Origin of the sequence: Amycolatopsis alba DSM 44262 (assembly GCF_000384215.1) — a bacterium.
Lineage (GTDB): Bacteria > Actinomycetota > Actinomycetes > Mycobacteriales > Pseudonocardiaceae > Amycolatopsis > Amycolatopsis alba.
The window spans coordinates 5,106,696-5,129,460 of the sequence record NZ_KB913032.1; the positions used below are offsets into that span (position 1 = coordinate 5,106,696).

A 22,765-nucleotide genomic window follows, 5' to 3' on the forward strand; every position below is an offset into this window, starting at 1 on the left:
GTGGCGTTCAACGCGACACCGTACTGGAGGATATCCGTCCCCTCCGACAGTTACTCTTCTCGAGCGCCCTCGGTGTGGCGAACACCTGTTCGTGGCCACGCCCTGTCATCCGACCGCGCTCTTCCGCTGACCGTCAGTGAACGCTCGTATCGTCCCGGCCGCCTGCCTGCCGGTTCACCTGTCACCGGGACACCTTCCTCGCGCCTCTGATGAGGCGTTATCGTTTCCGGTGTCACAGGGTGACGGGGGGAAGCAAGTGGTCGTCGGACTCGGTCCCACGCGCGCCTCGACCGTGCAGCGCGTCGTGAGTCTCTGGTACTTCGTGGCGGTCGTCGCGTCGCTCGGCGTGCTCGCGCCGTTGCCGTTCGTGCACGCCGCGCTGCGGTTGCGCCGTCCGGTCGTGTGGCTGTGGGTGCTGGCCTACGCGGTGGTGTCCTGCCTGATGCTCTACTCGCTCGCGCAGGCGGGCGACGCGGACAACACGGAGATCGCGTTCGGCTTCCTGTGGTTCTTCGGCACGATCCTGTTCGTCACCGTGTCCTGTGTGCACCTCGCCCTCCTGCGGAAGAAGATCCTCTATCCGCCGCCGACGGTCTGGGTGGAGACCGGTATGCACTGCGGGCTGTTCTCGATCGACATCGCCGGATTCGGCAAGGTCGGGCGCAGCAGCGAGATCTTCGTCCAGGTCCGGCGGATGCTCTTCGGCCTGCTGGAGAACGCTTTCGAGAGCAGCGGGATCGCCTGGGAGGTCTGCCTGAAACGGGACACCGGGGACGGGATGATCGTGGTCGTCCCGCCGCAGTTCCCGAAGTTCAGGCTGCTGTACCCGCTTCTGTCCCGGCTCACCGCGGACCTGGCCCGGCACAACGTGGTGACCGCGCCCGAGCTGCGGATCCGGGTGCGCGTGGCTGTCCACGCAGGCGAGATCACGCTCGACGAATACGGCGTGACGGGGCGGCCGAAGGTGCTGCTGGCCCGGCTGCTCGATTCACGGGTGCTGCGGGACGCGCTGACCGAGGCGCCGGACGGCTCGCCCGTGGTCGTGCTGGTCTCGGACCGGTTCCACGAGGACGTCCAGGACCAGGGCGGCCCCGGTCTCGACACGATGAGCTACCGGCAGGTGCTCGTGCACGAGAAGGAGACCGAGGTCCGCGCCTGGCTGCACGTCCCGGATCCGGTGCTCAGAGGGCTGCCGTGAGGACCTCCAGCGCGCTGTGCTGACGGGCGGCGTCGATCTTGTCGGCCGGTCCCGCCCAGCGCAGGCCGTGCTGATCGAGCGACGTGCGGTTGTTCGCGATCGTCGAATTCGCCTGGCGGGTCAGGTAAGCGCGGTACGGCCTGCCGGGCAGTGCCCGGTCCAGCTCGCCGAGACCACGGGCGTACGCGCCTTTGAAGGACGGTCCGTCGGCCCCGCAGTCACCGGACTCGCACGGGTCGCGCAGGATCCCGTTCGTGTGAAGCAGCGAGGTCGTCGTCGACGCGTCCGCGAGCTGACGGGCGCGGGTGAGCAGGGCGGCGTCACCGGTCGCGCGGCCCAGTTCGACCAGTGCGCCGAGGACGATGCCCTGGTTGTAACTCCAGACGGCCTGCCCGTTGTTGGCGCACGAGGAGTTCAGCCCGTCGTTGACCAGGTCGTTCCCGTTGATCATGCCGCTCGCGCGGAACCAGTCCCAGACCTCGCGTGCCCTGGCCAGCTGCATGGTGTCGCCGGGGAGCCGGTTGTGCAGTGACGCGGCGACCTTGACGTACAGCTCGTTGGTGACCGCGTTCTTGTACGTCTTCGCCGTCGACCACCAGAGCCCGCCGCCGCAGGTCCCGTCGCGGTAGGAGTACATGTAGTTCGCCGCGATGACGGCGGTGTCGAGGTAGCGGCGGTCCTTGGTCAGGTCGTAGGCGCGGATCCAGGCGAGCGCCCACCAGCCGGTGTCGTCGATGTATTCGTTCGTGAAGTTGTTGCCGCGGTTGCGATCGAAGGTGTTGGCGATGGCATGGCGGTAGTTCTGCGAGCCGGTGCGGGTGCTGTAGTCGAGGATCGCGGTGAGCGCGTTCGCCGAGTTCCACCAGCCCGTGGTCTGCCAGAGCCCGGTGCCGCCGTCGTAGAACTGCATGAGCGCGGTGGCCGCGGCTTCGGCGCGGGTGTTCGCGGCGACGGTGGTGCGGAACCACGGCGTGCAGGCGATTTCCGGCCGGTTGCCCGCCTTCCCGCAGGCGCGCAGGGCGCCGAAACGGTGGGTGCCGGGGTCGTCCACGTTGTACATCAGGGTCCGCCAGCCGCGCTGCCCGGCGGGGATCTTCGTGTTCCCGATCCGGCTGTCGCCGGACCAGGTGCGGCCGCCGTCGAAAGAGCGGTCCAGCCAGACCTCGTCGCCGGGGTCGCCGTCGGCGATGTCGCCCCAGCCCATGTCGTCGCCGTCGGAGAGGTGCAGCGTGATACCGCGGCCCCAGACCGTCGCCGTATTGGGCCTTCTGTCGCCGACGGCCAGCGCGGGATCGCGGCTGTCGCAGTACTGGGCGCAGATCGTCGCCGAGACGGTGGGTTCGGGAGTGGTGGTGGCCGGTGTGAGAGCGAATGTCAACGTTGTCACAAGCAGGGAAGCGATCCACATGGATCCGAGTGTGGGGGCGGCCACTTTCCGGGCCGATCAAGTCACCCTTTCGGCTCGCGTCGATGGTCTGGAATACTTCTTGCGCGCGTGAGGTTGAACGCTCAAGCAATAACAACCCGGCATAGGAGCAGGTCATGCAGTTCGGAATCTTCACGGTGGGCGATGTGACGACCGACCCGACCACCGGGGAGGCGCCCAGCGAGTACGAGCGGATCAAGGCGATGGTGCGGATCGCGCTCAAGGCCGAAGAGGTCGGCCTCGACGTCTTCGCGACCGGCGAGCACCACAACCCGCCCTTCGTTCCTTCGTCGCCGACGACGATGCTCGGGTACATCGCCGCGCAGACGTCGAAACTCATCCTTTCCACCTCGACCACGCTGATCACCACGAACGACCCGGTGAAGATCGCCGAGGACTTCGCGATGCTGCAGCACCTCGCCGACGGCCGCGTCGACCTGATGATGGGCCGCGGCAACACCGGCCCGGTGTACCCGTGGTTCGGGCAGGACATCCGGCAGGGCATCCCGCTCGCCATCGAGAACTACCACCTGCTGCACCGGTTGTGGCGTGAGGACGTGGTGAGCTGGTCCGGCAAGTTCCGGACGCCGCTGCAGGAGTTCACCTCGACCCCGCGGCCGCTCGACGGGGTCCCGCCGTTCGTCTGGCACGGCTCGATCCGCAGCCCGGAGATCGCGGAACAGGCCGCCTACTACGGCGACGGGTTCTTCGCGAACCACATCTTCTGGCCGAAGGAGCACTTCCAGTCGCTGATCAACCTGTACCGCGAGCGGTACGAGCACTACGGGCACGGCAAGGCCGACCAGGCGATCGTCGGCCTCGGCGGACAGGTGTTCCTGCGGCCGAAGTCGCAGGACGCGGTGCGGGAGTTCCGGCCGTACTTCGACAACGCGCCGGTGTACGGGCACGGGCCGTCGCTGGAGGAGTTCACCGAGCAGACGCCGCTGACCGTCGGCAGCCCGCAAGAGGTGATCGACAAGACGCTGAGCTTCCGCGAGCACTTCGGCGACTACCAGCGTCAGCTGTTCCTGATGGACCACGCGGGGCTGCCGCTGAAGACCGTCCTGGAACAGCTCGACCTCTTGGGTGAGCACGTGATCCCGGTGCTGCGTAAGGAACTTGACTCGCTTCGTCCTTCTCACGTGCCTGAGGCGCCTACGCACGCTTCGCTTCTGTCGGGGGTGACGGTATGACGACGATCGCTGTCGTGACCGCGGGGTTGAGCCAGCCGTCCTCGACGCGGTTGCTCGCGGACAAACTGGCCGCGGCGACCGCGTCCGCGCTGCCGGACGTGAAGATCGAGGTGATCGAACTTCGCGATCTCGCCATCGACGTCACGAAGAACATGCTGACCGGGTTTCCTTCCCCGGCCCTGCGCGCGGCCATCGACACGGTGACCGCCGCGGACGGCCTGATCGCCGTGACACCGGTGTTCACCGCTTCGTACAGCGGGCTGTTCAAGTCGTTCTTCGACGTGCTGGAGCAGAAGACGCTCGACGGGAAGCCGGTGCTGATCGGTGCCACCGGCGGAACCGAACGGCACTCGCTGGTGCTCGACTTCGCACTGCGTCCGCTCTTCGCCTACCTTCGCGCCGAGCCTGTCGCGACGGCGGTGTACGCGGCTTCGTCGGACTGGGCTTCTCCGGGGGATCTCGACGCGCGGGCTTCGCGGGCCGGGCGGGAGTTCGCTTCGCGGCTTTCGTCCTCGCCTGCCATCCCTCCTGCCAGCGGTTTCGTGCCTTTCGAGCAGCTGCTGGCCGGTGGGTGAGGGAGCAAGGGACCTTTGCTATCACCTGCGCTGGGTCCCTAGGGTGCAAGTCCGTGAAGGCCTCCTTGAGGGACTCAGAGTCCCTCAAGGAGGCCTTCACGGACCGAGCAAAGGGCGTCAGGGGGTCGGCCAGATCGGCCGGATCTCGATGGTCGCGAACTTCGTGACCGGATGCTTCGACGCGACCTCGATCGCCTCGTCGAGGTCGGCGCACTCGATCAGGTCGTAGCCGAGGATCTGTTCCTTCGTCTCCGCGAACGGCCCGTCCGAGACGAGCAGGTCGCCGTCGCGGTGCCGCACGGTGGTCGCGGTGGCCGTCGACCGGAGCCTGCTGCCGGACAGCCGCACCCCCCGAGCGGTCATCTCGTCGACCCACGCCTGCGTCTTTTCGTCGAGCGGGTCGTCGCAGCCGTCCGCGCCGGGATGAGGGTTCCCGCAGATCAGCAACATGTAGCGCATCAGTCCTCCAACACCAGGGCTTTTCCGGGCCGCAGCGCCGAAAGAGCGATTGCCAGGCCCAGTACCGCGAAGCAGGCGGCTGTCACGAATCCCACGCGGAAACCGCCGGTCACGGCTTCCGCCGACGTCGCGGTGCCGGTGACGGCCGCCGACACGGCCGAGGCTACCGAGACGCCGAACGCGCCGCCGAGCTGGAAGGCGGCGGTGGTGATCCCGGACGCGAGCCCGGTGTCCCCGGCGTCGACGCCGCCCAGCGCGGCCATCGGCCCGGCGACCGTGGCCGCGCCCAGCCCGAGGCCGAACGCGGCGAGACCGGGCAGGAGATCGGTCAGGTAGGCGCCGTCCGGCGAGACACCGGCCAGCGCCAGGCAACCGGCGCCCAGCAGGACCGTGCCCGCGACGGCCAGGCCCCGGACGCCGATCCTGGGGATCAGCGCCTGTCCGCCGTAGGCTCCGAAGACCGCCATCACCGGCAGCACCGCCGTCGCGACGCCGAACAGCAGCGGCGAATAACCGAGCACCTCCTGCGCGTAGCGCGAGATCAGGTACGAGACCGCGAACGCGCCCATCGCGCTGGTGAGCATCACCAGGTTGCCGCCGGTGAGCATCCGCGACGAGAAGATCCGCAGCGGGACCAGCGGCGCCCCGCGGCGTGACACGTCACGGCTTTCCGTGAGCAGGACCGGGGTGGCCGCGAGCAGGACGAGCGCGACCGGGACGTTCAGGAAGAACACCCACTCCCAGCCGAACGCCCGCGTCAACGTCCCGCCGATGAGCAGCGCGGCCGTGGCGCCGAAGCCGCCGACGCCCGACCACGCGGCGAGTGCCTTGGTGCGTTCGCCGTCGTCGGTGAACGTCGTCATCACCAGCGCGAGCGCGCTAGGTGCCATCAGCGCCGCCGAAATCCCCTGGAGGACCCGTGCGGCGATCAGCACGTCGTCGCTCCACGCGAACCCGCACCACAGCGAGGAGAGCAGGAACAACGCGGTGCCTGCCGAGAACGTCCGGCGGCGGCCGAGCAGATCCGCGGCGCGACCGCCCGGCAGGAGCAGGAGGCCGAAACTCAGCAGGTACGCGCTGAGCACCCAGTGTGTCCCGCCGCCGTCGAATCCGAGGTCCCGCTCGATCGACGGCACCGCGAGCACGACGATCTGCGAGTCGAGGATGACCATGAAGTTGGCCGTGCAGAGCAGGGCCAGCGCTCGCCATCGGCGCGGGTCGGGGTGCATGCGTGCCTCCGTCCTTCGGTGGGTGGTTCACCCCACCGACGAACGGCTTCGCCGGGAACCGACAGGTCCGGCCGAGAGTTTTCAGATCAGGCGGGACCAGCGCGTTCCCGGCACAATCGGTCCGAAGAACGACGGCGAGGAGAAGACGTGGGCATCGGAAAACCCGTGAAACAGGCGCTGATCCTGGTCGCGGGCGGCATTCTCCTGCTGGTCGGCATCGCGCTCCTCGTGCTGCCGGGACCGGGTCTGCTGCTGGTGCTCGCGGGGCTGCTCGTGCTGGCTTCGGAGTTCCCGGCGGTGGAGAAGTACGTCGACCCCATCCGCGACAGGGCGATGAAGGCGGCCGAGGACAGCGTTTCGTCTCCGCTGCGGATCGCGGGTTCGGTGCTGGCCGGGCTGGGCCTGCTGGCCGCGGGGGTCGTCTGGGGCGTCGTGCCCGGACTGCCGCTCGCCGGCTGGAGCACCGGTTCGAGCCTGATCCTGTCCGGGCTGATCCTGTTCGCCCTGCTGATCTGGAGCTACAAGCGGGTGCAGGCCAGGAGGGCCGCCAACGCCGAATAACAGCCGGGTGGTCTGGTACCGTGCGGCGCGTGTCCCCCGACTTCCAGCGCGCGCGGCGGCCGGAACAGGTGGAGGCCCGGCGCACGGCGATCCTCGGGGTGGCGCGTGAACTCCTGGCCGAGCGGCCCGTCTCCCGGATCAGCCTGCGCGAACTGAGTGACCGTGTCGGTCTGGCGAAGTCGAACGTGCTTCGGTACTTCGACAGCCGTGAGGCGATCTTCCTGGAGGTCCTCGACTCGGTCTGGGTCGCGTGGCTCGACGAGCTCGAAGGCGAGCTGGGCGCGCTTGAGGACGCCGATCACGAGCACGTCGCGACGGTCATCGCGAAGTCGATCTCGCGGCAGCGGCTGCTGTGCGAGCTGATCAGCACCATGGCCGCCGTGCTCGAACGCAACATCTCCGTGGAGACCGCCAGGACGTTCAAGACCCAGGCCGGTGAACGGACCGAACGGCTCGCCGACCTCGTCCGCGCCCGCGTCCCGTTGGGCGCCGAAGCGGCTCAGCATTTCGCGAAGGCCGTCTTCATCCTTGTCGCGGGACTGTGGCCCTACGCGAACCCTGGCGAGGCCGTGGCGACGGTCCTGGCCGAACGGGGAGCGCCAGCCGGCCGCGAGATGTTCGTCGACGGGCTGACCGAGGGACTGGCGAACCAGCTGGTCGGCCTGGTCGTTCGCGCAGGTCAGAGCCATGGGCGAGAGCAAAGGTCCCTTGCTCCCTTCCCGCACGCGCAGGACCGGCCCGAGCTGCATAAGGTGAGCGGAACCCACTCGTACAAGGAGCGATCATGAGCCCAGGCGGCACCCACACCCTCGGCGATCTCACCGTGAGCCGGATGGGCTACGGCGCCATGCGGCTGTCCGGCCCCGGCATCTGGGGGCCGCCGAGCGACCGCGACACCGCGATCGCCGTCCTCCGCGAGGCCGTCGAGCTGGGCGTGACTCATATCGACACCAGCGACTTCTACGGCCCACACGCGACCAACGAGCTGATCCGCGAGGCGCTGCACCCGTACTCGGACAGCCTGCACATCGTCACGAAGGTCGGCGCGAAGCGGACGCCGGACAAGGGCTGGCCCGCGGCGCTCTCGCGTGAGGAGCTCACCTCCGCGGTCCACGACAACCTGCGCAACCTCGGCGTCGACGTGCTCGACGTCGTCAACCTGCGGCTCGCGGGGGAGCACGGCGTCTTCCCGATCCCGGTGTCGATCACCGAGCCGTTCGAGGTCCTCGCCGAACTCCGGCAGCAGGGCCTGATCCGGCACCTCGGCCTCAGCCACGTCTCGGCGGAGCAGGTCAAGGAAGCCCGTTCCATCGCGCCGGTCGTCTGCGTGCAGAACGAGTACAACGTCGCGAACCGCGCCAATGACGGCCTGCTCGACGCGCTCGCGGCCATCAACATCCCGTTCGTGCCGTACTTCCCGCTCGGCGGGTTCACCCCGCTGCAGTCCGGCGTGCTCGACGACTGCGCCCGCCGTGTCGACGCGACGCCGATGCAGGTCGCGCTCGCGTGGCTGCTCCAGCGGTCGCCGAACATCCTGCTGATCCCTGGCACGTCGTCGCCGCAGCACCTGCGCGAGAACATCGCCGCCGCGGACCTGAAACTGCCCGCCGACGTCGTCGCGGACCTCGACGCTCTCGCCTAGCGATCCGTGAAGGCCTCCTTCCCTACTCTCAAGGTAGGGAAGGAGGCCTTCACGGACTTTCAGAGGACATCCCGGCGCCGGAGCAGCCAGCCACCGAGAACGGCGAAGACCACCAGGTACCCGGCCACCACCAGCGTCGCCTGGGAGACGCCGACGAGTTCCCCGATCCCCGGCGTCCCACCGGAGGCGCCGAGTGACGCGGCCAGCGAACCGGCGTTGGCCCCCGGCAGCGCCCGCTGCAGGGTGTCGACCCAGTCCAGCAGCGGGGCCGCGACCCCGAACAGCAGGTTCTGGACGACCAGCAGCCACACCAGGCCGAGCCCGATCGGCAGCGCCACCCCGCGCATCGCGACGGCGAGCACCGCGCCGAACGACGCCCAGGTCATCGCGATCAGCCAGCCCGCGCCGATTCCCGTCAGCAGCGAGCCGGACGACGGCCAGTTCATCGGCTCGCCCTCCGAGGAGGCGATGATCGCGCTCGTGACGGCGCCGGTCGCGAAGCTCGTCAGCACGACGGTCAGGGTCGCGACGGCGAGCGCGAACAACTTTCCACTGTAGACGGTCAGTCGCGAGGGACCCTGTGTCAGCACGGTCTTCCACGTGCCCCAGCCGTATTCGGTGCCGACGGCCAGCACCCCGATCACGAGCATGATCGCGCCGAGGAACACCGGCAGCCCGCCGATCGAGTTGCCGACCAGGTTCGACGGCATGGTCGAGGCCAGCCCGCGATCCGTGCCGGGCGCCCCGCTCGACGACCCCGCGGCGCCCGCGAGCGGCAGCAGATAGGTGAAGGTCAGGCCGAGCACGACCGCGATCCCCAGCATGAACCAGTTCGCCGGGCGCCGGACGAGTTTCGCCAGCTCGGCGGTGCAGCTACCCCACATGACTTGCCACCTCTCCGGTGAGCTCGAAGAAGACCTGCTCCAGATCCCGTTCTCGGACGTGCAGTTCGCGCACCGCGATCCCTTCCGTGACCAGTTCGCGGTTCAGCCACGACGCGCGTTCCGGGTCGACGGTCAGATCGAGCCCGGTTCCGCCCACTCGCACGTTCTCGGCGCCGATCCAGCGCCGCACCAGATCGGCTGCCCGCAGGTTCTCGTCGGTCTCGACATGCAGCACCGTGCCGCCGCGGAGTTCGGCCACCGTGTTCTCCGCGACCAGCCTGCCGCGGGAGACGACGCCGACCCGGTCGCAGATCTGCTGGACTTCGCCCAGCAGATGGCTCGACAGCAGCACGGTGCAGCCTTCCGCGCCGAGCCGCCGGATCAGTACGCGCATGTCGGCCATCCCCGCCGGGTCGAGCCCGTTGGTCGGCTCGTCGAGGATCAGCAGCCGCGGATCCTTCAGCAGCGCCGCGGCGACCCCCAGCCGCTGCTTCATGCCGAGGGAGTAGGTCGAGTACCGGTCCTTGCCGCGATCGGCGAGGTCGACCATCGCGAGCACCTCGCCGACCCGGAGCGGATCCGTTCCGCTGTAGCGGGCCAGCACCTTGAGATTGTCCGCGCCGGACAGGTACGGGTAGAACCCCGGAGATTCGATCAGCGCGCCGACCCCGTCGAGGTCGCCGGGTGGCCCGCCGAACAGCCGCACGCTGCCGGAAGTCGGCCGGACCAGGCCCAGCAGCATCCGCAGCGTCGTCGTCTTGCCCGCGCCGTTCGGGCCGAGGAAGCCGTAGACCTCGCCGGGCAGAACGGTCAGTTTCATCCGGTCGACGGCGAGGTGCTCGCCATACCGTTTCGTGAGTTCGTCTGTGTCCACAGGAAGGTTCATGGTGACGAATGGTGTCTCGCGAGAGGCCCTCGCCACATCCGTTCCCAGGCGGCACTCGGCGTACGTCGCCGGACGTAGCGCCTGGCCGGAATCCTGTGACATCCGTCGAAAACACCTGTGTCGGACGTCGGGGTGGTGATCATAGGCTCGGCGGCGTGTCGAAAGTTCTCCTGATCCTCCACGTCCTCGCCGCCGTCATCGCGATCGGCCCGGTCACCGTCGCGGCCGGCATGTTCCCCGCCGCCGCCCGTAAGGCGTTCGCCGAACCGGGTTCCGGTCTGTCCGTGCTTCGCATGGTGAACCGGATTTGCCGCGTCTACGCGATTTTCGGGCTGGCGGTGCCGTTCTTCGGGCTGGCGACGGCGGGGAGCATGCGGGTGTTCGGCGACGGGTGGGTGATCGTGTCGATCGCGCTCACCGCCGCGGCCGCCGGCGTGCTGGCGCTGGTGGTGCTGCCGGGGCAGAACGCCATCCTCGCGGCGCTCGACGCCGAGCCGCCGACGGAACCGGTCACGGCGGGCCGCGTCGCGATGTACACCGGGATGTTCAACCTGCTCTGGGCCGTGGTGACGGTCTTGATGATCGTGCGGCCCGGTTCGACCACCGGTGCTTGAAGACGGCTACGCCCTCAGCAGCTGGTTGAAGAACGACCGGTAGCGGCGCAGCGCGATCCGGAGGTCTTCGGTGGCCGGTTCGCCTTGGCTCCAGGCGGATTCCAGTTCCTTCTTGTGGTCCGCGAAGGTCGACGCCAGATTCTGGATCACGGCGGCGACGAGTTCGTCGGCCTCCTTGACCGCTCGCCGCGGATCGTCCACAAAGGCCGCCTGGACGCCCTGCCAGCTGTCGCGGAACCGTTCGACGTCGCCGCCGCCGAACAGGGTGTGCTCACCGTCCTCGGAGGACTCTTCCGGAGCGGGCTCGTCCGTGACGGGTTCAGCGATCACCAAGTCCTCGGTTTCCAGAGGCCTGCTTTCCATCGTTCTTCACTCCTTCGGTCAACAGATCTTCGAACACCGCGCGGTAGTGCTTCATAGCCTCGCGCATGTCCTCCGTGGACATTTCGGATTCCTTGTGGATTTCCAGTGTTTCGTGTCCGGCGCGGTAATGCCGCAACGCGTTCGCGTGCCGGACGGACAGATCCGCGAGCTGCTGGTCGTACCCTTCGGTGGGGTATCCGCGCTCGGCCATCAAGGAGACCAGCATCCGGTCCGCCTCGACGACGGCGCCTGCCGGGCGGTCGACGAACTGCTCCTGGATCAGCGCCCATTCCTGGGCGTAGCGGTCCTTGGTGGTCGCGGGCAGCGGCCGGATGTCGAGATCCGAATGGCGTTTCACCCGTGACGAAAGCTCACGTTCGGCTTCCCTCGGGCTTTCGTGTTCCTTGACGGCCCGGTCGTATTCGGGCCCGAACGTCTCCCGCAACCGCCGCCTGCGCTGTCCCGCGATGACGAACCAAGCGGCCGCGCCCACTACCAGGACCGCGGCGACGACGATGATGATGACCAACCACGTGGACATCGTTATCTCCTCCGGATTTCTTGCCGGTCATCCCCCGACGGGCCGTGAGTTCCCCGGCCTTTGTGCGCGGAAACCCTTGTGTCACAAGAAGTTCTGGATCTTAGGCCGGATGGCGCAGTGAACTGGTCGCGTTCGCCGCTGTCCGGAAGAGAGGTGCAAGCGCTTGTCGGCCATTCGGCACAGGTCGTGAGGCTCGCTAACCAGGCGTCCCTCTTTTGGGTGCCGCCGATGACTCAGTGTAGGTAAAAACTCCCGATCACTGCTCCGTTGTGGCACTATTGCCCCGTTCGCAGGAAGAGGGCCTGTGAACAGAGGGGGCCCGGCGTTTCTTGGGCTGCCTGGTACGACAAAGAAAGATCAGCAGGGGAGGAGATCGTCGAATGTCGACGCCTACGGACGTCAAGGACCCCATCGGTGAGGAGGAGCCGGTCGACCCGGCTCAGCCCAAGCCCGACCAGGGAGAACACCAGCACAGCCCGGACTGTGATCACTACCGTGACAAGCTGCTGGAATGTTCGGGCGGCTGTGTACAGAGCCCGCCGCCGACTCCCTGATCCGGGATTCGAAGGAGGTCCGGCCGCAGAACTGTTCGGCGGCCGGGCTTCTTCCGGCTACTGCGTGTGTTGTCATAGTTCAGTGGTTGTGATTGAGTTGAAGCATCCCGAGGTCATCCGTGAGGCCCGAGGGCTGCATCGGGCCGGCGTCGACGCGGCGTGTTCGGCCCGCCAGCGCGAGGGCATTCGGCTTCTCCGCAGAGGTATGGCTCTGCTCGACTCGATCCAACCGGTCGCGGCGGAACATCACGATGACTGGCTGGCGACCAGAATCCGACTGACCTGCACCATCGCGGCTCTTTCGTCCGAGACGGCGGGCGAGGTCGCGGCAGGAATGGCCGGTCTCGACGAGGTCCGGCTCCTGCTTGATTCCGTGTCGGACGCGCTTCTGCGTGCCGAACTCGGAGGGCAGCTGGACCACAATTACGCTCTCTTGCTCATGGCCGCGGGCCGGAATCAAGAGAGCCTGACTTACTTCGATTCATCCATCGGGCAGAAGAATGTGGCCCTGGCTTCGGCCGAGGATCCGGCTTCGCTCTTGGGGCCCTACCTGGGCACGCTGGCAACACGCGGTTTGGCCAATACTCGATTGGGCGACATCCGCAAGGCACGCGACGACTTGACGCGGTCCATCGACCTGGCTGAGCGATACGAGCTCCAGGCGCAGGCCGCCGACGTGATGAGGCCACTGGGTTCGCTGGAGCTTCGAGTCGGGAACGTGCCCACGGCGCTGCGCATCTTCGACAAGGGCGAACGCATTTACCGCGCGCTCGACATGAAGGTCCCCCCGCTCCTCCGGCTCGCCCAGGCTCAGGCGTTGCTGACGGCCGGGCTCGCGGAGGAAGCAGGAGGGCACCTCGACGAGGTACTGCCGGCGATGCTCGCTCAGCGCAGTATCAGCCGTGATCTCGCCGATGTGGAGCTGTATCGCGCGTCGGCGGCGCTGATGAGCGACGATCTCGAACTCGCCCGCGGTTACGCCGCCTCGGCGCGGCGAAGGATGCTCCGCTGGGGATGCCAGACGTGCGTCGCCAACGCGACCATCGTCGGTCTTCGCGCCGATGTGCGGGACGCGTTGCGCACCAACGAAATCCCGGTCACCCTGACGGCCCGTGCGCTGCGCGCGGCGAACGCGATGCCGATGCCGCGGCTCGCCGATCAGGCCGCGCTGGCGCGCATGCTGGCCGTCCGGGTCGAGCTGCGGAAGGGAAAACGCAAGCGTGCCGCCGAGTTGCTCGACCGGATTCCGCAGCCGGGGCGGCTGACTTCCGTCGATTACCGCATGCTGCGAAGGCTCTGTCGCGCGGAACTCGCGGTGGCCGAGGGGAACAAGACCAAGGCCCTGGCGGAGATCCGGGCCGGGCTCACCGAACTCGACCGGGTCCGCGACCGGATGGGCGGCCTCGAACTGGTGTCCGGGACGGCGCTGCACGGCCGGGAGCTGGCGGATCTGGCGGTCAAGATCGTGCTCGAGCGCGCCGACGCGGCCCGGTTGTTCGGCTGGACGGAACGGACTCGCGCGCAGAGCTACCGGTACGAACCGCTCGCGGCGACAGACCCGGAGCTGGCCGAGCGGGTCGGTGAGGTCCGGGGTCTCGACCAGGCGATCCACCAGGCGCAGCACGACGGGCATCCGACGACGGCCTTGCGCGCGAAGTACGCCGAGCGGTTGCGCGAGGCGCATCGGCTCGGGTGGCACACCGGGCGCTGGGGCAAACCGCGGCCGATCGCGCGGCTCGCCGAAGTCGCCGAGGAGCTCGGCGAACGCGCGCTGGTGAGTTTCGCGTCCTCCGGGGACGACCTGGTGGCGGTGGTGGTCGCCGGTGGGCGGTGCGAACTGGTGCGGCTCGGCTCGGCGGAGCGGGCGGCGGAGTCCGCGCGGATGCTGAACGTCGACCTCGACGCCCTCGCGCCGGATCAGCTGCAGCCACTGCTGGTCCGGTCGGTGCTCGCTTCGGCGCGGAAGCAGGCCGAACGGCTCGACAGCCAGCTGATCCGTCCGCTGGAAGGGCTGCTCGGGGATCGCGGGCTCGTCGTGGTGCCGACCGGTCCGTTGTACGCCGTTCCCTGGGGTGTGCTGCCGGCGCTGCGGTCGCGGCCGATCGTCGTCGCCCCGTCGGCGACGGCGTGGCTGGGCGCGGAGAACTCGGCGGTGCCGTCCGGGCGGAAGGTCGTCCTCGTCCGCGGTCCCGGTCTGGTGGGGACCAGGGGTGAGCTGGACAAGCTCGCCACGCACTACCGGTCCGCGCATACGCTGACCGGCCCCGACGCGACAGTGACTTCCGTGCTGCGGGCGCTCGACGGCGCGAAGCTCGCGCACATCGCCGCGCACGGCGCGCACGAGCCCGAGAACGCCTTGTTCTCCCGGCTGGAATTGGCCGACGGCGCGCTCTTCGCCCACGAGATGGCCGGGCTCGCGCAGCCGCCGTCGCAAGTCGTCTTCGCGGCGTGCGAACTGGCACTGAACCGGATCCGGCCGGGCGACGAAGTCCTCGGTTTCGCCAGCGCGTTGCTCGCGAGCGGTTCGCGGACGGTGATCGCGCCGTTGAGCCGAGTCGGTGACGAGGCGGCGGCCGCCGCGATGGACGACTACCACCGAGGACTCGCCGAAGGTGCCGGACCGGCGACGGCACTGGCGGACACCATCGCCGTTGATCCGTTCCGGCGACCGTTCGTCTGTTTGGGTGCGGGCTGAACGTACGGCTTGACAGCCCCTGTTCGATCTTCACAACTCCAAGTGTCCGGTTGGTTACTCTTGACCGAGTCGTCTGAACCAATTATGGTCTAGACCACATTCGCCAGCTCGGCGCTTCGGCGGATGTGGTCCCAACCTTCATTGGTTTTCGCTCGCTGTGGCCCAGGAAATCTCGAGTCAGCGGTGGGTGTTGAGATGGGAAAGGGGTAGGCATGAGCTTCAAACGACGGCTTTTGACCCTGGCAGCGGGTACGGCAATGGTGCCGGCGGTTCTGGTCGCGATCCCGGCGGGAACCGCCAGCGCGCACGGCTACGTTTCCTCGCCCGCGAGCAGGCAGGCACAGTGCGCTCAGAGCACCGTTTCCTGTGGTGACATCAAATGGGAACCGCAGAGCGTCGAGGGCCCCAAGGGGCTGATGAGCTGCAACGGCGGTGTCGGCCGTTTCGCGGACCTCAACAATGACAGCAAGGGCTGGAAGGTGCACTCCCTCGGCCGTACCACCCAGTTCCGGTGGACGCTGACGGCTCGCCACCGCACCAGCACCTGGGAGTACTTCGTCGACGGCGCCAAGGTCGCGACCGTCAACGACAACGGTGCGACTCCGGGCGCGACGGTCACGCACAGCGTGAACCTGCAGCAGAGCGGGCGGCACAAGATCCTCGCCCGCTGGAACGTCTACGACACGGCGAACGCGTTCTACGCCTGCATCGACGCGAACATCAGCTAGGTGCCGCGCTCGTGAGTGGTAATGCCTGTTCTGACAGGCATTACCACTCACGAGTCTTTTGTGTCAGGCTCACCCCATGTGTGAGCGCGACGGGGTCAAACTGACCAACCTCGACCAGCCGTTGTTCGAGGGCGCGACCAAACGCGACCTCGTGGACTACCTGGACGCCGTCGCGGGCCGCATCCTCCCGGTGCTGGAGAACCGCCCGCTTTCGGTGATCCGGATCCTGCGCGGCCAGGGCCCGTTCATGCAGAAGAATCTGCCCAAGTACACGCCTGACTGGGTGAAGCGGTACGGGATGTGGGCGGAGACGTCGAAGCGGCAGGTGTCGTACGCGCTTTGCGACGATCGTCGTACGTTGCTGTGGTTCGCGAATCAGCGTGCCGTCGAGTACCACCCGACGCTGATGACCGCGGCGGCCGACGCGGGCCCGACCCATCTCGTGCTGGACCTCGACCCGCCCGCCGGTGACGACTTCGCGCACGTCGTGAAGGCCGCCGCGCTGGTGCGGCAGGCACTTTCGGACTCCGGCCTCGCCGGAGCGGTGAAGACCAGTGGTTCCAAGGGAGTGCACATCTTCGTCCCGCTCGTTCCGGGACAAGGCTTCGAAGACGTCGCGGCCGCCACCCGCGCGCTCGCCGCCCGTGCGGAGAAGGTCGATCCTTCGGTCGCCACGACCGCGTACATCGTGGAAGACCGCGAAGGAAAGGTGTACCTCGATTCGACGCGGGCGGGCGGCAACACGGTCGCGGCGGCGTACAGCCCGAGGCTGCGGCCGGGACTGCCGGTGTCGTTCCCGGTGTCCTGGGACGATCTCGGGAACGTGGTCCCCGCCGACTTCACCGTCTACACGGCGCCGGATCTGCTGGGGGACAAGGACCCTTGGGCCGAGGCGATGCCGGAGCCGCAGACGCTGCCCGCCGACCTCGTCGAGCAGGGGCACACGATCCCCGTCGCCCGTGTGGTGGCGATGCACGAAGGGAAGCGCCGCGCGAAGCTGCGCGCCCAAGAAGGCTAGGCGGCACGCCGCTCGACAGGGAGGAGCCGGACTCTTCCCGGCTCCTCGTCGGTGACGAACCGCAGCGCCCCGGTGACCTCGCGGGTCACCATCCGCGCCCCGCGCCAACCGGCGGGGACCCAGCCTGCGCGCAGGTCACGGCGCACCTTTTCGGCCCTTTTGACGTGGCGGGCGAACGAATGCCGCCGGATGACGCGTCCGCGCGCGACCTGGCCCGCGCGCGCGTCCTCCGGGGTGACGTCGAGCCACAGCAGCCGGACCGGGCGGCGGCTCACCAGACCGAGCAGGGCCAGCGACCCGCGGGTCGTCGCGCGGGTCGACGGCTCGTGCACGATCAGCGGGCCGCCATCGGTCAGCGCGAACCGGATGACCCGCGCGCGGTGCCACAGGTGGACCAGCGGCCGGTAGCACCGGTACGGCAGCGCGGCGGGCAATCGTGCGCGCAGCCGGGCGCGGACCTGGTCGGAGTCGAGCACCGGCAGCGCGCCGGTCGCCGCCCCGGCCAGCAAAGTGGTCTTGCCCGCTCCGGGAATCCCCGCGACCACCAGCAGATCGCGCCGGCCGAGCTGGAGTGCGATGCGCTCTGTCATAGGGCGTCAACGACCCGGCCAATGATAAAGGTTCCTTTACCTTGATCCGCTCGGCTCCGGTACAGGTCAGGCCGTCACGCGTGTCCCCGACGTCACCGTCCGGTCCGGAAGCAGCGTCCCGCCCTTGGTGAGCCACGCGACACCGAACGCGAAGATCGCCACCGATTCCAGCCAGAGCGCCGGGTAGAGCGACTTGGTCAGGTCGTCGAAAACGAGGCTGCAGAGCACGATCAAAGCCAGGCACACCAGCATGATCACGCCGGAGGCGACATACAGCCGGTTCCGCTCGGGTTTGCGGGCGCCGGGGATCTCCTTGTCGGACTTGGTGAACAGCACGATGCAGAAGAACGCCAAGGTGAGGAAGAAGACCGCGGCGAAACCGAGGTGCAGGCGGCCGATGAACACGTCCTCGCCGTCACCGTTCGACGGCGTGGTGGGGAACAGCGCCACCCCGACCGCGGCCACCGCCGCGATGTTCCCGGCGACGTCGTCGATCCGGCCGTAACCCCGATAGGACAACAGGAACACACCGATGGCGCACATGACGCCGACCCAGACGTCGCGCATTCCGGAGTAGTAGTACCCGCTGATCGAGTTGAGCAGGCCGCCGCCGTCGACGACCAGCTTCCCGAAGATCAGCACGAAGGGCAGCCCGATCCCGAGGAAACCTATGGCGCGCCGCAAGAACAGGTAGTTGCGGACGAGATTGTCGGATGCCGTTCTCGCGCTCATGGTCGCCTCCGTGCTCAGTGCTTGTCGCTACTCGGGAGTATCGACTATCTGAGCACGGTAAATGACACTTCGTGACGACGTTGAGACCGTGTGTTATCGAATTGGTCCGCTACGCGGTGTCCAGCACGACAGCCGCGACGTAACCCCCCATCCCGATCGACGTCTTGACGGTGAGCCCGCTTTCCGGTCGGGACGGTCCTTCCATCAGTTGCGGATGCCCGTCGGCCACAGGCTTCGGCGCCGGGACCAGGTCCCGCTCCGCCGCCAGGCAGGTCGCCGCGATCTCGGTCAGCGCGCTGCCCGACTGGCTGTGCCCGGTCAGCGGTTTGATCGAGTAGATCCGGGTGCTGCTCGGGAAGACCGCTTCGAGGATCTGGGATTCCGTGCGATGGCAGAGTTTCGTGCCCGTTCCGTGCGCGTTGACGTAGCGGACGTCCGCGGCGGAGGCGTTCGCGTTCTCCAGTCCTTCGGTCACCGCCGTGATCGCGGTCGTCGGATCGGGGTCGAGCGCCATCGCGTTGTGCGCTTCGTGGGTCATGGCGCCGCCGAGCACGGTCGCGTACGCATCGGTCTTCCGCTGCGACAGCACCATCGCGACGGCGGCCTCGGAGAAGGTGAAACCCCTTGTGCCTTCTTGGAAAGGACGGCACGCCTCGAGCGGCGGCACGTCGGTGATCGCCACCCCGCAGTGCACGAAGTTGCGCACCATCGGCCTGGTCGCGGACAGATCGGTGGTGAGCACCACGACGTCGTCGGCCATGCCGGCGTCCAGCCACATCTTCGCGGTGAGGATCGCGGCGCTGCCGGTCGCGCACATGGCGGACGTGGCCATCGACGGGCCGCGGAAGCCGAACTCCGACATCAGCGAGGCGATCGGGGTCGAGGGCATCATGCCGATGAACTCGCGCCGGTACATGAGCTCTTCGCCGAGGGTGGTGAGCCTGTCCCAGGTCCGCAGATCCTCCCGGACGCCACCGGAGATGACGCCGACCCGCCGTCCGGGTGACCAGCCTCGTCGCCCGGCGTCCTCGATCGCCTCGCGGGCCGCCGAGAGCAGGGCGCGGGCGTGCAGGCTGCCGTCCCGCGATCTGCCGCCCTCGGGGATGTGCGCGACCCAGCCCGGTTCTTCGGGGGTCTCGCCGAAGCCGTCGGTGTACTGGGCGCAGGGGACGCCGCCCGCGAGGCCCTCCCACAGCGATTCGCGCCCCCAGCCGTAGGCGGTTACGGCGCCGATGCCGCAGATGTCTGTTTTGCTCCGCACGTGTTTCCCTTCAACTACATTCAGTCAACGCCGGGGTGGAATTGCCGTACCGATCGGCTGTCCGAGGAGGACGGCTAGGTCGATTTAGTGATCTAATCGGAAGCTACATCAGTCGAGTAGGGGGTTTGGATCAGATGGATCCTGACGATCTCGACGGTGGGACTCCCGACACCCACCGGCCCTCGGATCAGGATTCCTCGCCAGCGAACGGCACCGCGACCCGCACGGTGGGAGAACCCGACCGGCATGCTTCGCTCGTCCGCCTGCTGACCGAGTTGTCCGCCGAGAGGGATCACCGCGGTGAACCCGCGCTCGCTTTTCTCGGCAAGGGGTACCGCCTTTTGGAGCAAAATCCCGACGGCGGCGCATTGGGTACGCAATATCTCACGATGGTCGAAGCGAGCCCTTACGGGATCTGTGTCCATCAGCGCGGCAAAGTCGTGTTCGTGAACTCGGCCACGATGCGCTTCGTCGGCGCGAAGGTCTCGACCGAGATCATCGGGATGCACATCACGGATCTGGTCGATTCCGGCTCGCAAGACGCGCTGCTGGCGCGGATCGGTTCGCTGGACTCGCCCGGCTCGTTCAGCGACCCGACGGAAATGACGCTGCGGACCCTGCAGGGCTACGGTGTCGCCGTCGAATCGCAAGCGGTACTCACCACCTGGGAGGGCAAACCGGCCTACCAGGTGATCATGCGCGATCTGACCATGCAGAAGGCGGCCGAGGCCGGTCTGCGGTTTCAGGCCGCGCTGGTCGGCCACGCGAGCGACGCGATCATCGCGACCTCGCCGGACGGGCTGGTGACGAGCTGGAATCCGGCGGCCGAGGCCGTCTACGGACACGACCTCGGCCAGGTCATCGGTGTTCCGGTGGCCGAGGTCGTCGGCGCGCCGATGAGCCCGCGGCAGGTCGTCGCCGCGGGCGGTGTCGTGCAGGCGACGCATTTCAGCGCCGACGGCACGGCGCTGGCGGTGCGCGTCTCGGCGGCGGAGATGTTCGACGGCTACGTGCTGCTGTGCGCCGACGAGACGGCGCAGCGCCGGGCCGAGGCCGAATTCGCCACCGTCGTCGAAACGCTCGACGAAGGAGTGCTGGTGGTCGGTCCCAGCGGGCGGATCGAATTGGCGAACTCCGCGGCGCACCGGATCTCCGGCGTCCCGGCCGGTTCCCTGGTCGGCCTGGAGAGCCGGACACTGCGGCTGCACGACGAGCACGGCGCCCCGGTGCCCGTCGAGGATCTGCCGTCCGCGCGCGTGCGGCGGTCCGGGAAGGTCGAGACCGGGCGGGTCGTGCAGGTGCGGCGGCGCGACGGGGAGCACCGGTGGCTTTCGCTGACCTCCGGCCCGCTGATGGCGCCGGGGCAGAGCGTGCCCTCGGTGCTGACGTCCTTCGCCGACATCACCGAACGGCGGGCGATCAGCGAGCGGCTGGCCTACGAGGCCACCCACGACCCGCTGACCAGGCTCGCGAACCGCACCCTCGCGCTGAACCGGCTGCGCCTCACGATCGCCGATCCGGCGCGCACGACCACCGTGATGTTCATCGACCTCGACAAGTTCAAGATCATCAACGATTCGCTCGGTCATACCGTCGGTGACCAGGTGCTGCGCATCATCGGCGACCGGCTGCGGGCCGCCGCCGGTCCGTCGGACCTGGTCGGACGGCTCGGCGGGGACGAGTTCCTGGTCATCACCACCGGTTATACCGAAGCGGCCGAGGTGCGGGCGCTGGCCGATCACCTTCAGCGATGTCTCGCCGGATCGCTCACGGTGCACGGCCGCGAACTGCATATAAATACGAGTATCGGAATAGTGATCGCCGAACCCGGTGATACCCGCAGCGCCGACGAATTGCTGGAAGACGCCGATTTGGCGATGTACCAGGCAAAAACATTCGGCCCCGGCCGCTATGCCTTCTATGCGCCGATCATGCGGAAACGAGTGCAGGATCGATTCGCCCTGGAGCAGGATCTGCGGAACGCCGTCGCGGATGGCCTGGTCGAGACCGTTTATCAGCCCGTCGTCGATTTGCGGACCGGTGAAATGGTCGCGGTGAAGGCGAAGTCCCGATGGGATCACCCCGTCCGTGGGGCGATCGATCCGACGGAATTGGCCGAGATCGCCGACGACGGCGATCTTTTGACGGTCATCGGTGCGGAGGTCCTTGCCAAGGCCGCCGGCGAGATCTCGCGATGGCGTGCCGATCATGGTGTGCACTGTAATGTGAATGTGAGCCTGTCGGTCCGCCAACTGGGTGATCCCACGTTGCTACAAGTGGTTCAGACAACTCTTGATGACGCGGGGCTGGTGCCGCAGGATCTGAGTCTCGATGTCGACGAGACGGCCTTGAAGGACGCGGCCGACGCCGTCGACGCGCTGCGGAAGACCGGTGTCCGGGTGACGGCGGAACGGTTCGGCGCCGGGTACTCCTCCCTTGCCCAGCTGTGCCGTCTCGATCTGAACGTGATCGAAATCGACCGGTCGTTCGTGGCCGACCTCGGGCGGTCGAGCGACGCCGAGCCGATCGTCGCCGGGATCATGGCGATGGCGCACGCCGTCGATCTCGTGGTGGTCGCGGAGGGAGTCGAGACCGCGCAGCAACTGCAGGTCCTGCACGAACTCGGCTGCGATTGGGCGAAAGGACCGCTGGTGGCGCCGCCGGGTCCGCTGGAGGACCTGAAGCCCGCGTACGCGCACGTCGTGCGGTGAACCGGGCGGCCGCCGCTTACGTGGTACCGGGTGAGAACGTTCCTCGCTGACGGGACCAAAGCCTCCTATTGCTCCGGCTCTTCGCGACGCAGTCTTGTCGGTGAGGAACCGGTGAAGGAGGCCCGTCGTGTCGCTTCTGTTCCTGTGGCGCCGGATCCATCCCGGCCGGAATCCGCTCGCCCGGATCAGTGACCGGATCGAGGCGGCGATCCTCGTCGTCGGCGTCGTCGCGGCGCTGCTCGGTGTCCCGTTGGCGGCGGCGGCCGGTTCGGAGGCCTACGCGACCATGATGGCGCGCTCGGCCTTCGAGACGGCGACGCGTCATCCGACGACAGCGCTCCTGCTCGAAGACGCTCCGCCGGCGCAGCTTGGTCTCGACGGGACCCCTTCCGCCGGGACCGCTCGGGTGGCGGCTCGCTGGCCGTTGTCGGACGGGTCGTTTCAGCAGGGGCTCGCCACCGCCGATCTCGGCGCTTCGGCGGGTGACGGGGTGACGGTATGGCTCGACGAGGCCGATGCTGCGGTCGATCCGCCGGTGATGCCGCTGGACGCGACCAGCACAGGGGTCGGTGTCGGGGTGGGGGTGTGGCTGGCCGGGGTGACGCTGCTGGCGGCGGGATACCTGCTCGCGCTGCGCCTGCTGAACCGGAGGCGGCGGGCGGCCTGGGACCGGGCGTGGGAGCGGTTCGGCCAAGACTCGCGGCCTTGAACTGCCGCGTTCTCTGTGGACCACCGAATCGCCTCAGGAACCCCAGCCGCCTCACCTGCCGCGCCAGGCGCGCGTGAAGGCCCCCTTCACGCGGCTTAGCCGAGGGATGCGGGGGCGGGCTGGGGGGAGGAGGTTGTGAAAGCCACTTTCGCAACGTTGAAGGTTGCGAAAGTGGCTTTCGCAACGCCGCGGGTCG

The 22,765-nt window shown here is 68.1% G+C and carries 23 protein-coding genes; 13 read left to right on the top strand and 10 right to left on the bottom strand.

Annotated elements, in window-relative coordinates:
- Window positions 1-304: 304 nt before the first annotated feature.
- A complete protein-coding gene (locus AMYAL_RS0124495) occupies window positions 305-1,198 on the top strand; it encodes a hypothetical protein (protein ID WP_245193022.1) in 894 nt (297 codons plus the stop codon).
- Here the strand turns inward: AMYAL_RS0124495 and AMYAL_RS0124500 are convergent.
- Window positions 1,182-2,606 (bottom strand): glycoside hydrolase family 76 protein, encoded by a 1,425-nt coding sequence (locus AMYAL_RS0124500; protein WP_020633899.1) that lies wholly within the window; start codon window positions 2,604-2,606, stop codon window positions 1,182-1,184. The genes AMYAL_RS0124495 and AMYAL_RS0124500 overlap by 17 nt on opposite strands.
- A gap of 134 nt (window positions 2,607-2,740) precedes the next feature.
- Here AMYAL_RS0124500 and AMYAL_RS0124505 point away from each other — a divergent pair, with 134 nt between their 5' ends.
- Together AMYAL_RS0124505 and AMYAL_RS0124510 are read left to right on the top strand one after the other, a co-directional pair.
- Window positions 2,741-3,817 carry an LLM class flavin-dependent oxidoreductase gene (locus tag AMYAL_RS0124505; protein WP_020633900.1) on the top strand — a complete coding sequence of 359 codons (1,077 nt, stop codon included), beginning with the start codon at window positions 2,741-2,743 and terminating at the stop codon, window positions 3,815-3,817.
- Window positions 3,814-4,392, top strand: coding sequence for an FMN reductase (locus AMYAL_RS0124510; RefSeq protein WP_020633901.1), 579 nt, complete (start codon window positions 3,814-3,816; stop codon window positions 4,390-4,392). The genes AMYAL_RS0124505 and AMYAL_RS0124510 overlap by 4 nt, the downstream gene beginning before the upstream one ends.
- 117 nt (window positions 4,393-4,509) lie before the next feature.
- Here the strand turns inward: AMYAL_RS0124510 and AMYAL_RS0124515 are convergent, their stop codons facing one another.
- Window positions 4,510-4,851 carry a YciI family protein gene (locus AMYAL_RS0124515; RefSeq protein WP_020633902.1) on the bottom strand — a complete coding sequence of 114 codons (342 nt, stop codon included), beginning with the start codon at window positions 4,849-4,851 and terminating at the stop codon, window positions 4,510-4,512.
- The gene (locus tag AMYAL_RS46055) at window positions 4,851-6,080 is read right to left on the bottom strand and encodes an MFS transporter (protein ID WP_020633903.1); all 1,230 of its coding nucleotides are present in this window, start codon (window positions 6,078-6,080) and stop codon (window positions 4,851-4,853) included. Before AMYAL_RS46055 ends, AMYAL_RS0124515 begins: the two co-directional genes overlap by 1 nt.
- A gap of 147 nt (window positions 6,081-6,227) precedes the next feature.
- On the opposite strand from AMYAL_RS46055, the gene AMYAL_RS0124525 reads away from it, so the two are divergent.
- From AMYAL_RS0124525 to AMYAL_RS0124535, 3 genes are read left to right on the top strand one after another with little or no spacing between them, the layout of a single operon-like run.
- Window positions 6,228-6,641: a PGPGW domain-containing protein gene (locus AMYAL_RS0124525; RefSeq protein WP_020633904.1), complete on the top strand. Its 414-nt coding sequence runs from the start codon at window positions 6,228-6,230 to the stop codon at window positions 6,639-6,641.
- Between the two features lie 29 nt (window positions 6,642-6,670).
- Window positions 6,671-7,429 carry a TetR/AcrR family transcriptional regulator gene (locus tag AMYAL_RS46060; protein ID WP_020633905.1) on the top strand — a complete coding sequence of 253 codons (759 nt, stop codon included), beginning with the start codon at window positions 6,671-6,673 and terminating at the stop codon, window positions 7,427-7,429.
- Window positions 7,426-8,283 (top strand): oxidoreductase, encoded by an 858-nt coding sequence (locus tag AMYAL_RS0124535; protein WP_020633906.1) that lies wholly within the window; start codon window positions 7,426-7,428, stop codon window positions 8,281-8,283. Before AMYAL_RS46060 ends, AMYAL_RS0124535 begins: the two co-directional genes overlap by 4 nt.
- A 59-nt stretch (window positions 8,284-8,342) precedes the next feature.
- On the opposite strand, the gene AMYAL_RS0124540 is transcribed toward AMYAL_RS0124535, so the two are convergent.
- Entirely contained in the window at window positions 8,343-9,167 is an 825-nt protein-coding gene (locus AMYAL_RS0124540) for an ABC transporter permease (RefSeq protein ID WP_020633907.1), read from the bottom strand.
- Complete coding sequence (locus tag AMYAL_RS0124545; protein ID WP_020633908.1) at window positions 9,157-10,053, bottom strand: ABC transporter ATP-binding protein; 897 nt, start codon at window positions 10,051-10,053, stop codon at window positions 9,157-9,159. The genes AMYAL_RS0124540 and AMYAL_RS0124545 overlap by 11 nt, the downstream gene beginning before the upstream one ends.
- 155 nt (window positions 10,054-10,208) lie before the next feature.
- On the opposite strand from AMYAL_RS0124545, the gene AMYAL_RS0124550 reads away from it, so the two are divergent.
- Window positions 10,209-10,667 carry a hypothetical protein gene (locus AMYAL_RS0124550; RefSeq protein WP_020633909.1) on the top strand — a complete coding sequence of 153 codons (459 nt, stop codon included), beginning with the start codon at window positions 10,209-10,211 and terminating at the stop codon, window positions 10,665-10,667.
- A gap of 6 nt (window positions 10,668-10,673) precedes the next feature.
- Here AMYAL_RS0124550 and AMYAL_RS0124555 read toward each other — a convergent pair whose 3' ends face one another.
- Complete coding sequence (locus AMYAL_RS0124555) at window positions 10,674-10,997, bottom strand: hypothetical protein (protein ID WP_020633910.1); 324 nt, start codon at window positions 10,995-10,997, stop codon at window positions 10,674-10,676.
- Complete coding sequence (locus tag AMYAL_RS46065) at window positions 10,987-11,571, bottom strand: hypothetical protein (protein ID WP_020633911.1); 585 nt, start codon at window positions 11,569-11,571, stop codon at window positions 10,987-10,989. Before AMYAL_RS46065 ends, AMYAL_RS0124555 begins: the two co-directional genes overlap by 11 nt.
- Before the next feature lie 380 nt (window positions 11,572-11,951).
- Between AMYAL_RS46065 and AMYAL_RS49320 the strand changes: the two genes are divergently transcribed.
- The 4 genes from AMYAL_RS49320 (at window position 11,952) to AMYAL_RS0124580 (ending at window position 16,566) form a co-directional block, all read left to right on the top strand.
- The gene (locus tag AMYAL_RS49320; protein ID WP_020633912.1) at window positions 11,952-12,125 is read left to right on the top strand and encodes a hypothetical protein; all 174 of its coding nucleotides are present in this window, start codon (window positions 11,952-11,954) and stop codon (window positions 12,123-12,125) included.
- Window positions 12,126-12,330: 205 nt separating this feature from the next.
- Entirely contained in the window at window positions 12,331-14,820 is a 2,490-nt protein-coding gene (locus AMYAL_RS0124570; protein WP_020633913.1) for a CHAT domain-containing protein, read from the top strand.
- A gap of 212 nt (window positions 14,821-15,032) precedes the next feature.
- Entirely contained in the window at window positions 15,033-15,548 is a 516-nt protein-coding gene (locus AMYAL_RS0124575; protein WP_026467408.1) for a lytic polysaccharide monooxygenase auxiliary activity family 9 protein, read from the top strand.
- A gap of 76 nt (window positions 15,549-15,624) precedes the next feature.
- Window positions 15,625-16,566, top strand: coding sequence for a DNA polymerase domain-containing protein (locus tag AMYAL_RS0124580; protein WP_020633915.1), 942 nt, complete (start codon window positions 15,625-15,627; stop codon window positions 16,564-16,566).
- Here AMYAL_RS0124580 and AMYAL_RS0124585 read toward each other — a convergent pair.
- From AMYAL_RS0124585 to AMYAL_RS0124595, 3 genes are all read right to left on the bottom strand, one after another.
- Window positions 16,563-17,156: an AAA family ATPase gene (locus AMYAL_RS0124585; RefSeq protein WP_020633916.1), complete on the bottom strand. Its 594-nt coding sequence runs from the start codon at window positions 17,154-17,156 to the stop codon at window positions 16,563-16,565. The two genes, AMYAL_RS0124580 and AMYAL_RS0124585, sit on opposite strands and share 4 nt — an antisense overlap.
- Window positions 17,157-17,222: 66 nt before the next feature.
- The gene (locus AMYAL_RS0124590) at window positions 17,223-17,888 is read right to left on the bottom strand and encodes a DUF998 domain-containing protein (protein ID WP_020633917.1); all 666 of its coding nucleotides are present in this window, start codon (window positions 17,886-17,888) and stop codon (window positions 17,223-17,225) included.
- Window positions 17,889-17,997: 109 nt separating this feature from the next.
- Window positions 17,998-19,149: a beta-ketoacyl synthase N-terminal-like domain-containing protein gene (locus tag AMYAL_RS0124595; RefSeq protein WP_020633918.1), complete on the bottom strand. Its 1,152-nt coding sequence runs from the start codon at window positions 19,147-19,149 to the stop codon at window positions 17,998-18,000.
- Between the two features lie 134 nt (window positions 19,150-19,283).
- On the opposite strand from AMYAL_RS0124595, the gene AMYAL_RS0124600 reads away from it, so the two are divergent.
- Together AMYAL_RS0124600 and AMYAL_RS0124605 are read left to right on the top strand one after the other, a co-directional pair.
- Window positions 19,284-21,860, top strand: a complete 2,577-nt coding sequence (locus AMYAL_RS0124600) for a sensor domain-containing protein (protein ID WP_020633919.1) — start codon at window positions 19,284-19,286, stop codon at window positions 21,858-21,860.
- 127 nt (window positions 21,861-21,987) lie between these two features.
- Entirely contained in the window at window positions 21,988-22,569 is a 582-nt protein-coding gene (locus AMYAL_RS0124605) for an Rv1733c family protein (protein WP_020633920.1), read from the top strand.
- The last annotated feature ends 196 nt before the right edge of the window (window positions 22,570-22,765 follow it).